General features: G+C 67.7%; 6 protein-coding genes. 1 reads left to right on the top strand and 5 read right to left on the bottom strand.

Going from position 1 to position 13084, the window contains the following annotated elements:
• On the top strand, nucleotides 1-685 hold a 685-nt coding region (locus HUW62_RS40015; protein WP_255203917.1), incomplete at its 5' end, for a LysE family translocator.
• Nucleotides 686-705: 20 nt separating this feature from the next.
• On the opposite strand, the gene HUW62_RS40010 is transcribed toward HUW62_RS40015, so the two are convergent.
• The 5 genes from HUW62_RS40010 to HUW62_RS39990 form a co-directional block, all read right to left on the bottom strand.
• Entirely contained in the window at nucleotides 706-1380 is a 675-nt protein-coding gene (locus HUW62_RS40010; RefSeq protein ID WP_176437414.1) for a site-2 protease family protein, read from the bottom strand.
• A 52-nt stretch (nucleotides 1381-1432) separates the two neighbouring features.
• Nucleotides 1433-2842, bottom strand: a complete 1410-nt coding sequence (locus tag HUW62_RS40005) for a hypothetical protein (protein ID WP_163862077.1) — start codon at nucleotides 2840-2842, stop codon at nucleotides 1433-1435.
• 94 nt (nucleotides 2843-2936) lie between these two features.
• Nucleotides 2937-8972, bottom strand: a complete 6036-nt coding sequence (locus HUW62_RS40000) for an FG-GAP-like repeat-containing protein (RefSeq protein ID WP_176437413.1) — start codon at nucleotides 8970-8972, stop codon at nucleotides 2937-2939.
• 497 nt (nucleotides 8973-9469) lie between these two features.
• Nucleotides 9470-10480 carry a ribonucleotide-diphosphate reductase subunit beta gene (locus HUW62_RS39995; protein ID WP_163862085.1) on the bottom strand — a complete coding sequence of 337 codons (1011 nt, stop codon included), beginning with the start codon at nucleotides 10478-10480 and terminating at the stop codon, nucleotides 9470-9472.
• Between the two features lie 160 nt (nucleotides 10481-10640).
• A complete protein-coding gene (locus HUW62_RS39990) occupies nucleotides 10641-13007 on the bottom strand; it encodes a ribonucleoside-diphosphate reductase subunit alpha (protein ID WP_176437415.1) in 2367 nt (788 codons plus the stop codon).
• Between the last annotated feature and the right edge of the window lie 77 nt (nucleotides 13008-13084).

Below are 13084 nucleotides of genomic sequence, written 5' to 3'. Positions count from 1 at the left end.
GATATACGAGGGGTGGGAAGGGGCCGTGCCTTCCCGACGAAAGCCCTTCGACATGCTCTTCGAGCCGACGCGCCTGGTGGCTTTTCTTCTCGCGGGACTGGCCCTCAACCTCACGCCAGGGCCCGACACGATGTATGTGCTGGCCAGGAGCATGGGACAGGGTCGCGCCGCGGGCTTCGTCTCCGCGCTGGGCATCTGCGTCGGCTGCCTGTTCCACATCGCGGCGGCGGCCTTGGGACTGTCGGCGCTGCTGGCGACCTCGGCCATGGCCTTCCTGGTGGTGAAGTGGGTGGGCGCGCTCTACCTCGTGTGGATGGGCGTGCGGATGCTGCTCAGCAAACAAGGGCCGGAGGCGGTGCGGGGACTGCAGCCCGCGAGCCTGTGGCGAATCTTCCGCGACGGTGTCGTCACCAACGTGCTGAACCCGAAGGTGGCCTTGTTCTTCCTGGCCTTCCTGCCGCAGTTCGTGGACCCGACGCGAGGCTCCCCGGGCCTGCAGTTCGTCCTGCTCGGGCTCTTGTTCGACGTGACGGGGACCTTGTGGCTCGCGTTCCTCGCGGGCGTGGCGGGCGCGTTCGGAGGCTGGCTGCGGCGCAACCCGCGCTTCGCTGCGTGGCAGCAGCGGGTGACGGGGGGCGTCTTCGTCGCGCTGGGCGCACGGCTGGCGCTCCAGGAGCGCTCCTAGCCGGCGCCACGTCGCTGCCTTCAGCGGAAGATGGCGGCGCCGAACAGGTAGAGGGAGTAGCCGACCCAGGGCAGGAGCACGAGCAGCGTCACGAAGTTCAGGCCCGCGGCCCAGACGGGGAGACGCGAGCGCTGGTGCCGCCAGGGGAGCGCGAGCAGCGAGCCCCCCGCGAGGATGGGCATGGGCAACAGGTTGATGGCGGCCACCTTGGCGCTCACAAGGCCCCAGGCGCGGAGCAGTTCTCCGTCGCGCAGCAGGGCGACGAAGCCGTCGATGCGGCCGGGGAGTCTCGAGTACTGGAAGGGGACGGTGAAGCCGGTGAAGAACTGGCGCACTCCCTCGCCGGCGCCGAGGCACGCCATGGCGACCCCGACGAGGAGGGCCCAGGGCAAGAGGATGGTGGCCATGTGCAAGACGACGTGGAGCCGGTGGAGGCGGTTCTCCACGGGGGCCTCCGTGGATGCATCGTCTGGCGGTCCGTCGAAGCGCACGGCGCTGACCAGGGGGATGAGCGGATGCACGGCCCACTGGATGCCGCCCAGTGACAACGTGATGAGGCGAGGGCCAGCGCCCAGCTTCACCAGGGTGGGCCTGACGCCGAACGAGCTGGCCACCGCCGCCTGACTCAAGGCCCAGAGGGCGGTGACGGCGTAGGCGAGCATCCAGAGCCAGAAGAGCAGGGCGGCACGTTCCATGGGCGTGCCCCCTGTCTATCACGTGGCGCTGGAGGGGTTCACCGCGCCGGGGTCAGCGGCAGGGGCTGGAGATGTCCGTCGCACTCACCAGGTTGATGCTGATGGAATTGCTCCCCGAGCGAGTGGGATAGGCAATCCTGTGGTTGCGCCCGGTTCCCTTGGGATTCGCGAACGCCGCGAGCCGGTAGGTCAGCGCTTCCCTGAAGGTCACGCTGGGGTTGGAGGCCACCACGCTTGCGCTGAAGCGCCAGGCCGAGACGGTCTCGATGGTGAAGGAGCTGCGGGCCAGCGAGGACAAGGTCTTGACCCGACCGCCGTAGCCGCCGTCGTACATCATGGACCACCACCGACCGAAGTCCTCGGGCGGGTCGTTCTGGGAGTTCCAGAAGTCGCGGTGGTGGACGCGCCACCGTGCGACACCGGAGCTGTTGCTGCTCTGGTTCAGGAGCGCCCAGGCCTCGATGGAGCGTGCTGTCGGGCCGTGCGCCGCGGACCAGTAGTTCGGGACGCAGCTCCCCTCCTGGACGTACTTCACATGCAGGGGCATGGAGATCTGCGCGCCGACTCCCGGGCCATTGGTGGTCCCCGGGCTGCTGTTGAGCAACGCCACGTTGCGGTTGTTGGTGCACTCTGTATGCAGGTCGAACTGCCAGAAGCCCTTGGCATTGTCGACATTCACCATGAACGTGCCGGGGCTGAAGGTGGCTTCTTGGACGCGGATGACGACGTAGTCGACGCTCGTCTTGCCATTCTCCCGGTACACGTAGAACGAGCTGGTGAAGCCATACTCGATGTCCTGGGTTCTTCCGCTCGCAGCCGCCCAGTCGTCGTAGTTGGTCAGGCGCGAGCTGAAACTCCCGTTCAGCGTTCTCATCCCATACATGACGCCCGAGGGAGGAATCAGCCCAGGGCCTCCCACCGAGCGCGGGGTACGTGTCCGGTGCGATTCGAGCAGCGAAGCCCAGTCGCGTCGCGGGCCCTCTTCGTCGCGCGCGAGGACAGGCGGTCTGGCTTGGGTGGCCGCCGATGGCCTTCCAGTGGAGGGCGCTCCGTCGCCATCACCCCCTTCCTGGACCTGAGCGTCTTCGACGTGCTCCGCGCCACCGAGAGCGGTGATGGAGTAGCAGGAGGGGGTGGCGGCGGCCATGTCACGTGAAATCATCAGGGCCGTGGCCTCGCCGTCGACCTGGCACCCGACGATGCCCGAAAGCGCCTGGTGGGCCGCTGCGTCGGGATGGCTGAGCACCAGCATCTTTCCCGCGTCCAGGGCGGTGCGCAGCAGGGACTCGTACTGGTCGGGCTTCGTCGTCGCGCAATCGACCCAGAGGACCTCGGCGTGCTCCAAGCCGTCCTTGGCGTTCTTGACGGAGACCTCACCCACGTCCTTCAGCGCGTTGAAGTCCTTTCCTGTCGCGGCCCCGGTGAAGAGGATTCTTGGTTTCGTCCGTGTCGTCGATTCCATATGTGCATGTCCTCCACGTCGTGAAACTGCAACCAGGCCCCGACGGTCCACCCGCCGTGGCCACAACAGGCTCAGCGAATGACGTCCGTCGGGTTCACTTCATCCCGGGCAGGAGGAACTGCTCCGCGTGCAGGTAGCTGAACGTGTACCCGAGCGACGTGCCGAAGGTTCCCCCCAGCGTGAGCGCGACGAGCTTGCGCATGCCCTCCATTTCGAGCTGCATCGTCGGCCCTCCCGCGACGTTGTAGGACGCCCGGCGCAGGCCATCCGCCAGGCCATCCAGGTCATCCAGCGAGCGGGCCACGCGGCTGAGCGCGGCCTTGCCGCCAGAGGCCACCACGCTGCCCAGCGCCCCCGCCGCGCCGCCGAACACCGCGGCGAACGTGAGGTCCGCGCCCAGGGGCGCGCCCGCCACGGCGTTGCCAATCACCTGGCTGGCCATGCCGGACACCACGCCGCCAATCAGGTCCGTGCCCGCCCTCAGTCCAACGTTGAGCAGGCTCCGGCTCGCGAGGTTGAGCCCTGTCGCCGCCAGCTCCCCCACCGCCGAGAAGCCTCCGGCGATGGCGCCCGCCGCCGCGCCGATGCCCACCTGGGCTCCCCAGTCCGCCCAGCTGAACTCCTTGCCGGTGGCGTTGGTGCTGATGTTGTACGCGAGCCCTCCCAGGCCCGCGCCCACCAGCCCTCCCACCGCCATGCCCACGGCGAACGCGGCGACTCCCTGCATGCCCGGGACGAACGACAGCGCGATGCCTCCGGCGATGAGCGCGATGTCCACCGCGTAGGAGACAATCTGCTCCCAATTCTTGGAGAACCAGTCGGGCAGCGTGTTGGTGAAGAAGTTCTTGATGCTGCCGAACAGGCCGAAGCCCGACGGGTCGATGAGCGTCATCGGGTCATTGAGGACGTAGGCGTAGCGGTTGTACGCCCCCATGTGGTCCTCGGGCGCGCCGAGCTGCGTGTCGGCGGTGATGAAGCCTCCCAGGAGCGGGCTGTAGTAGCGCGAGGACGCGTAGTAGAGCCCGGTGCTGTCCAGCTCCAGCCCGGAGTACTTCCGCCGGAAGTCGTCGCTGCCCGAGCGCAGGCGTGGCGTTCCGAACGGGTCGTAATCCATGGCGCTCGCCACCTGACCCCGCTCGTCCGTCACCAGCGTGGTGCTGCGCGTGTTGTTGACGTGGAAGTAGCGGGTGCCCGGTGCCGGCACTCCCGTCTGTCCTCCGGGAGATGTGCCCGACTCCACGACGGTGACGGACGCGACGAGCTGCTCGCCATCCATCAGGTAGCGCGTGTGCTGGCGCGCGCCATTGGAGAAGGCCACCACCTCGTAGCAGGGCGCGACGTAGTACGTGGTGAGGTCAGGCTCCGCCTTCTTCAGCCGCCGTCCGTCCTGGTCATAGGAGAAGCGCACCTCGCCCACCTGCTGGAGCCGGCGCTCGCCGTCGTAGCCGAAGTGGGTGGTGAGGCCCTGGTAGCGCAGCTCGACGAGGCTGCCGTTGGCGTCGTAGCGCGTGTGCAGCGCGTCCGAGCTGGAGGGGGAGAAGCCGCCAGAGATTTGATGGCCCGTGCGCTCCAGCGTGAGGCCCGCCTTGCGCGTGAGGCTGCAGGCGCCGTCATAGGCATACTCCTGAAGCCCGTAACCGCCGCCCTGCGCCTTCAGCAATTGGCCCAGGGTGTCGTAGGTGAACGTCTGGTTCTGGGGAGCCTCCAGCCTGTCTCGGATTGCGCCCACCTGCCAGAAGGCATCCCACTCCAGGGTGCTCGCCGCCACGGGCCGCTCGTCCTGGCTGAAGACATCCTGGGTCAACAGGTGGCCGTCCGGCGTGTACGTCCAGGCCGTCCTCACGCCATTGCCATACCGGGCCACCGCTGGAGCGCCGGTGGGGGTGAAGTCAGACTGGACCAGGTGCTCCTTGGCGCCCTCGGTCATCTTGAGCAGGCGTTGGAGCGCGTCGCGGTGGTAGAGCACCTCCGTCCGGGCGGCGTCCGGGTAGACGATGCGGGAGAGCAGCCGCGTGGGCGTGAAGTCCTGGCCCAGCACATACGTCGTGCCCTCCAGCGTCAGCTTCACGGACGTGGTGTTGCCCTCCGTGTCATGGCCATACACATACGCCGTCCCGTCGGGCAACTGGACTCCCGTCAGGAGCCCGAGCGAGTGGGGACTGCTCTGCTCATCGTAGGTGTAGTCCGTCCGCTCGCTGCCCACCTGCTTCGACACCATGCGCCGGAGCGCGTCGTGCCGGAAGGTCGTCACCAGTCCGGCGCCATCGGTGTGGGTCCACTGCCGTTGCTCGTCCTGGTACGCGTAGCTCTCCCGCGTGAAGGTGGTGCTACCCGAGCGGGTGGTGATGGCGGAGTGCCGGTCCAGGCCGTCGTAGGAGAACGTGGTGTCCACCTTGGGGTCCGTCGCGCTCAAGCGTCGGCCCGCGGCGTCGTAGGTGAAGCGGGTGGTGTTGCCCCGGCTGTCCTGCAGCTCGTCCAGGCACTGCGCGTCTCCATGGAAGCCGTGGGTCAGCGTCCGGGTGCGTGGCTCCGGGGACGTGGCGCCCTCGGTGAGCACGACGCGGTTGGCGCGCGGGTACTCGTAGGCGGTGACGTTGGGGGAGGTGCCCGCGCCGGACGTCTCACGGCGCACCACGCGCTCGTATTCGTCGTAGGACAGGGCCTGGGCCCGCTTGGGGGTATCTCCGCTGAAGTAGGGGAGCGACTGCTCCACGGGCTGGTCATGCGCGTCCAGCGCCGTGTCCTCCAGGATGGCGCGGCCCACGAGTCCGCCGCTCTCCATGCCCTGGTTCACCGTTCGCGTGACGCGGCCGAAACCGTCCACGTACTCCGTCCTCACCGCCCAGACGTCGCGATTCCACTCCTGGCGCGTCAGCGTCTTGCGGTGCTTGCCGGTGGCGTCCTGGCCGCGCTGGAAGCGCATGGTCGCCACGAGCGAGCCTCCCGGCCCCACGCGCTGGGTTTCCACGGGGCGGCCCAGCCCGTCATGCTGGTGGACCTCCCTGCCGCCATTGGGTTGCGTCTGGGAGACGAGCACGCCGGTGGCGGCGTCGTACTGGAAGTCGACCTCCAGCGCGCGTCCCGACGCCGTGGCGGGGAGCACGCGTTTGCTCGGAAAGGTGCGCCAGGTGGCGTCGTAGACGTGCGTCACCGCGCCCTTGCCCGGGTCCTCCATGCGCGTCTGGTTGCCCCAGTCGTCGTACTGGTACGAGTAGACCTGCCACGTGTCCCCGCTGCTCCAGCGCGAGTGGGTCTTCACGTCCCAGGTCGACTCGTCGAAACTCATGCGCTCCCAGCGCAGCGTCTCGTTGCCCGCGGGGTCGGCGCTGAGCCGGCGCTCCTTCAAGAAGCCGAAGCGGTGCTTCTCCACGTCGTTCTGGAAGGTCTGCCGGGTATGCAGGGGCGCGGACGGGGCCCCGGTGGTGCTCTGGGTGATGGACGTGGCGTTGCCGTAGTCGTCGTACTGGAACGACTTGATGCGCACGCAGTCCGGCGTGTCCGTGGCGGCGAAGGTGTAGAGCTTCTTGCGCACGCTGGTGGTCTGGAGCTGGTAGACCCCCGCGCTCGCCGGGGTGCTGTAGTCGTATTCGGAGCGGACCATCAGGGCCCGGTCCGACGCGCGCCGCACCGTCTGCGTCCGCACCGCGTACGTGCGTGGGAACTCCTGGTGGTAGCGCGTCTCCGTGAGCACGCCCGCGGGGCCCGTGTGAGGGTCCGACTTGCTCCATGCCGCGAAGCCCAGCCACCCCCGTCCCTGGAGGTTCAGCCGGGCCCCCGCGTACGTGAAGCCGTGGGAGTAGCGCTGCGTGGACGAATAGACCTGTGTGTAGGCCGACACGACGTAGCGCGGGTACTGGACGCTGCGGGAGGCGAAGCTCATGCCCACCGTGCCCGCCTGGCTGCCCGGATTGGCGGCCAGCGCATACGTCGCCCCGGGGAGCTGGTTGTTGAAGAGCGCCTGGGTGTCGACCTGCTCCTGGCCCGGTGGCTCGCGGGTGTAGACAGCCGGGTCGGTGAGGGGCTTGTAGGACAGCTCGAAGCGGCCCCCCAGGCCGTTGGTGATGGTGGAGACCAGGTCGGGGTACTCGGGGGTCGCCGAGAGCAGGTGGGCCGCGCCGGAGCCGTCCACGTGGAGGAGGTCCGCCTTGCCCACGCCCGTCACTCCGAGCGCGGCGGTGGACTCGCCCACCGCGACAAAGGCGGGCACCTGGGACACCTTCGCGTGGTAGCGCAGCGTGCCGGCCTCGTTGAGCAGCACGGCGACGCGGCTGGGGTTCGACGAGCCGTCGCGTTGGTGTTCCCCGACGATGACCAGGTCGTCCTTCCCGCTGCCGGTGACGTCGGCGGGCATGAGCTGGGGAATGGTGGCGCCGTACTTGAGCCCGGTGCTCCCCAGGTCCTGGAGGACGAAGCCCTTGCCCGTGTTGTGCAGGGCTCGCAGGTGAAGGGTGGTGCCGTCTGTATAGGGATTGAGGAGATCCACCTGCCCGTCGCCATTCAGGTGGATGGGGATGAGGCTGCCACCCCAGGGCACGCGGGTGCCGGAGGGCAAGAGGGGTGTGCTCTGTTGTTGGAATCCCTTGCGCTCGGCGTCCGCGCGCAGCCAGGTGAGCTTGAGGAAGCCCCCGTCGTTGGAGGCGTGGACCAGGTCCGTCTGTCCGTTGCCGTCGACGTCCAGGGGCATCAGGTGCCCGCCGAAGGGGAGCGTCGTCGTCGTGGGGCCGTGGGAGGAGGGCGCGAAGGTCCTGCCATTGGAGTACAGGACGTCCAGCTTGAGCTGGGCCGCGTTGTTGGTGGCGTAGACCAGGTCCGTGCGGCCATCGCCGTCGACATCCAGCGAGTGCAGCCGTCCTCCCCACAGGAGGCTGTCGGGCCCCGCCCCATGCACGGCGCCTTCGCGTACCAGCGTCCAGCGGCCGTTGCGCTCGGTGGCCTTGAAGAGCGTCAACCCCAGCCTGCCGCCGTTGTTGGCCGCGTAGAGCAGGTCCATGTGGCCGTCGGCGTCCACGTCGAGCGGGCAGAAGGTGCCGCCCCACACCATCGACGCGCCGCCCAGGTCCACCGGATGGGGGCCCTCCAGCCCGTTGCGGGTGGACAGGTAGAGGTCCAGCCGGAGCTGCTGGCTGACGTGGTAGGCGTGCAGCACGTCCGTGAGGCCGTTGCCGCTGACGTCCATGGGGATGCGCAGCCCTCCGGGCATGTTCTTGCCCAGCGAGCGCGAGGGTTGGAAGACGGTGGGCTCGCTTTCGGCCTGGCCCTGCCATGCGAAGGTGGTGCGGGGCAGGGAGGTGTCCCGCGCGTCCGTGGCAACCGACTGGAGCAGGGGACGCCGGGTGGACTTGCTGGGCTGGAAGTCGAACCGATACGTGCGGACGAGGACGTCATCGACGAAGGTCTGCACCTGCGAGAGCAGCCGGGCCATGCGGACGGGGTGGCCGCCCACATAGGCCGTGGTGACGTCCTGCCGGTTCGTGTAGCCGAAGCGGACCTGCCGCTTCTTCGCGATGGGGCTTTTGACGTTGTCCGTGTATTCGATGACCTTCGGATAGTGGGCGTTGTTCTGCGCGTCGAGCTCGTACGTCACCGTCATGAAGTTGCCGTGACGGTCCGTGACGCGGTTGAGGGACCAGAGGCGGATGGAGGGCACGGTGCTGGACGCGGGGACGCGCGAGTCCACGGTCGCCCCGTATTCCCATGTCTGTCCATCCCGGGTGAGGACGGTGAAGGACTGGGGGCCTCGCTGAGAGTCCCACCCCGAAGGGTAGTGCGGGGTCACCTTCCGCCACGTCTGGATTTCCGTGGAATAGGTTGTCTGGGGTTGCCCGTAGGCGCCCGAGACGGCCATCAATCGCTGTCCATCCAGGGTGAAGCGGTCGTCCAGGTCATAATTGACGGAACCGTGCCGGCCGTCCTGCGCGACGGTGCGGCCCGCGCGGGTGATGGAGGACAGCCCGCTCAGGCCCCACCCGACGCCGAGCAGCCCGTCGCCGCCACCGCTGTTGTAGGCGATGCCCAGGGCGGGAGCGAGGCCCGCCGTGCCCGGGGGGACCTTGAGCTCGAAGGCATAGGAGGTGCCACCGTCCTTGTCGACGCTGAACTGGTCCGTCAGTCTTCCGGTGCTGTCTGCCATTGTCCGCCCCCGTGTTTCGCGTGAAGCTCCGCCGTCGGCGTCCCCACTCCGTCAAGGGGGCGCCGCATGGCCAATGCAGACACCGCCGCGGACCGCGCGCGGCGCGTGCTGGGATTCCATATGGCCAGAAGACCTGGCGGAGTCGGTTTCTTCCCCAGAGCCCAGACGCGACGTGCGTCCATTGGATGGGTGGGCTTGGAGTGGGCGGGAGTCTGGTTTGGCGGGTCAGCGAAAGTCGAGGCAAAGATTGTCAGCCGGGACCTTCGTACGTGGAGAGTGTTTCCCACCAACCGCGTCTGCCGACAGGACGGGCGAGGACACGGGCGGCGTCAAACGCGCGCAACGCGTCTTCCTCAGGGGAAGTCCTTAGGGAGAGGTTCGAACCGCTCGGCTTCCGGGCGGTGGGGCGAGAGGGAAATCGCCGCCACCTTCTACCGGGACGAGTCGTCCGCGTGACACGGAGGGCGAGCCCATGAAAGAGGGCCCGCCCGGGGACTTCAGAACGTGGCGTCGAGCACCACGTCGTTGGCCGCGCCCACTCCCACGGCGACCTGGTAGGCGGACACGCGGCGCTCGAAGAAGTTGGTGAGCTCCTGCACGTCCTGCAGGTCCATGAAGGACAGCGGGTTCTTCGTGCGGAACACCGGCGTCAGCCCCAGCATCTGCAGCCGCTGGTCCGCCGTGTACTCCAGGTAGCCTCGCATCTCCTGCACGGAGAGGCCCGCGACGCCGCCGCTCAGGAGGTCCTGGGCGAACTGCGTCTCGCACTCCACCGCCTCGCGCAGCATCGCCTCCACGTCGCGCTCCATCTTCGCGTCGAAGAGGTCCGGCTCCTCCTTGCGGGCCACGGTGATGCACTCGTAGGCGAAGGCCATGTGCGCGCTCTCGTCGCGGAACACCCAGTTCGTCCCGGCGGCGAGCCCGTTGAGCAGGCCCTTGCTGCGCAGGAAGTACACGTAGGCGAAGGCCGCGAAGAAGAAGAGGCCTTCGATGCAGCCCGCGAAGCAGATGAGGTTGAGCAGGAAGGCGCGGCGGTCCTCCTTCGTCTTCAGCTCGTTCAGCCCGTTGATGCTGTCCATCCACTTCATGCAGAAGCGCGCCTTGCGCTGGATGGAGGGGATGTTGTCGATGGCGGCGAACGCCTTCGCGCGCTCGGCCTGGTCCGGCACGTAGGTGTCCAGCAGCGTCAGGTAGAACTGGACGTGCAGGGCCTCTTCATAGAGCTGACGCGACAGGTACATCCGCGCCTCGGGCGCGTTGATGTGCTTGTAGAGGTTCAGCACCAGGTTGTTGCCGACGATGCTGTCGCCCGTCGCGAAGAAGGCCACCAGCCGGTGGATGAGATGTCTCTCCGCATCCGTCATCTTCGAGCGGAGGTCGACGATGTCCGTGGAGAAGTCGACCTCCTCGACCGTCCAGGTGTTCTTGATGGCGTTCCGATACATCTCGAAGAAGACCGGGTAGGCCATCGGTCGCAGCGTCAGATTCAGTCCGGGTTCCAGCAGCATGGGCGCGATCCTTACCATGCTCGCGAACGCGTCCAAGCGGCTCTCGCGGCGATTCCTCCGGCCATCCGCCCACGTCTCAACAGCCCCTGAAAACAACAAAGCGAGCACGCGTTTTCACGCGTGCTCGCCAGGACGAAAAAATCAGTGAATCAGGAGTTCTCTACTGGCACGCCTCGCACGCTTCCGGGTTCTCCAGCGAGCACGCCACCGCTTCGGCGTCCGTCACCGGCGAGGCGGACGCGACAGGGGCGGGCGCGGACGGCGCGGGTGCACTCGCGGTGCTGTTGCCCACCGTCGCCTTGGCGATGCGCGTGGCCGGGCGGGAGCGCATGTAATACGTCGTCTTCAGCCCCTTCTGCCATGCGTAGAAGTACATGGAGGAGAGCTTGCCGATGTTTGGCGTCTCCACGAAGAGGTTGAGCGACTGGCTCTGGTCGATGAAGGCGCCGCGGTCGGCCGCCATGTCGATGAGCGAGCGCATGGGCAGCTCCCACGCGGTCCGGTAGATGGCGCGCAGGTTCTCCGGCAGCTCATTCAGGTCCTGGATGCTGCCTTCCGCCATCTTGATGCGATTGCGCACGCCCTCGTTCCAGATGCCAATCGCCTGGAGGTCACGGACGAGGTAGCGGTTCACCTGGAGGAAGTCGCCCGACAGCGTCTCGCGCTTGAACAGGTTGGACACCTGCGGCTCGATGCACTCGTAGCAGCCGGCGATGGACGCAATCGTCGCGGTGGGCGCAATCGCAATCATCAGCGAGTTGCGCAGGCCGTGCTTCACGATGCGAGCGCGCAGCGCATCCCAGCGCGCCGTGTCCTCCGGCGTCACGCCCCAGCTCTCGAACTGGAGCTCGCCCTTCGCCGCCCGCGTCTCCGGGAAGGAAGGATGCGCGCCGAACTGCTCGGCCATCTCGCACGACGTGGTCAGCGCCGCGAAGTAGATCTCCTCCGAAATCTTCCGCGACAGCGCGCGGGCCTCGGGGGCGTCGAACGGCAGCCGGAGCTGGAAGAAGACGTCCTGCAGGCCCATCAGGCCCAGGCCCACCGGACGCCAGCGGCGGTTGGAGTCCGCCGCCGTGGGGATGGGGTAGAAGTTGAGGTCGATGACCCGGTCCAGCTGCTTCATCGCGAGCTGGGCGTTGGCGCGCAGGCGCTCGAAGTCGAACTTCCCGTCCGCCACCAGGCGGCCCAGGTTCAGCGAGCCCAGGTTGCACACCGCCGTCTCACCCTGGCTCGTCACCTCCAGGATTTCGGTGCACAGGTTGGACAGGTGGATGACGTTGCCGGGCAGGCCCGTCTGGTTGCTCTTGCGGTTGCTGATGTCCTTGAAGGTCATCCAGCCGTTGCCCGTCTGCGCCAGCGTCTTCATCATCTTGGCGTAGAGGTCGCGCGCCTTCACCTTGCGCATCGCCAGGCCGGAGCCTTCCGCCTCGACGTAGGCCTTCTCGAACGCCTCGCCGAACAGGTCCGTCAGGTGCGGCACCACCTTGGGGTCGAACAGGCTCCAGTCGCCCTCCGACTCCACCCGCTTCATGAACAGGTCCGGCACCCAGTTGGCCAGGTTCAGGTTGTGCGTGCGGCGCGCATCGTCACCGGTGTTCTCACGCAGCTCGAGGAAGTCCTCGATGTCCGCGTGCCACGTCTCCAGGTACACGCAGCAGGCGCCCTTTCGCTTGCCGCCCTGGTTCACCGCCGCCACGGACGCATCCAGCGTCTTCAGCCAGGGGACGATGCCGTTGGAGTGGCCGTTGGTGGAGCGGATGAGCGAGCCGCGCGCGCGCACGCGGTGGTAGCCCACGCCGATGCCGCCGGAGAACTTGGACAGCATCGCGATGTCCGAATACTTCCGGTAGATGGCGTCCAGCTCGTCCGTCGGCGAGTCCAGCAGGAAGCAGCTGGAGAGCTGCTCGTGGCGGGTGCCGGAGTTGAAGAGGGTGGGGGAGCTGGGCAGGTACTCCAGGGAGCTGAACAGCCGGTACAGCTCGATGGCCTCCTTCGCGTTGTCGCCGCTCAGCGCGCACGCGACGCGGAGGAAGAACTCCTGCGGCGTCTCCAGCACCTCGCGCGTCTGCGGGTTCTTCAGCAGATAGCGGTCGTAGACGGTGCGCAGGCCGAAGTACTCGAACAAGTCGTTGCGCGACGGGTCGATGGCCGCGTTGAGCTTGCGCGCGTTGGCCTGGACGAACTGGAGCAGCCGGTCCGCGATGAGGCCGTGCTTGTGGCCGGCGGCGACGGACTGGCTGAAGGAGTGGATGTCCTGGTTGCTGACCTCCTTCTGGATGAAGGTGGCCAACAGGCGCGCGGACAGGCGCGCGTACTCGGGCTCCTCGACGATGAGGGCGGCGGCCGTCTGGATGGAGAGGCTGTCCAGCTCGCGCGTCGTCGCGCCGTCGTAGAGGCCGGAGATGGTCTTCGTGGCCACGCGCATCACGTCCACGCGGGACAGCCCCATGCAGCTCTTGCCCACCGCGCGGACAATCTTGTTCAGGTCCACCGGCTCGGCCGTGCCGTTGCGCTTGCGCACGCGCATCGTGGTGGGGGCGAACTCGCTCTGCGTGGGCTCCGCCACGGGCGTCACGCTCGCGGTCGGCCCGGGTTGGGCGTGGG

The sequence above is a fragment of the Myxococcus sp. AM011 genome (genome assembly GCF_013372595.1).
In the GTDB taxonomy this organism is placed as follows: domain Bacteria; phylum Myxococcota; class Myxococcia; order Myxococcales; family Myxococcaceae; genus Myxococcus; species Myxococcus eversor.
The sequence above is the reverse complement of the archived record's forward strand: the minus strand, read 5'-3'. Positions and strand labels throughout refer to the sequence as shown.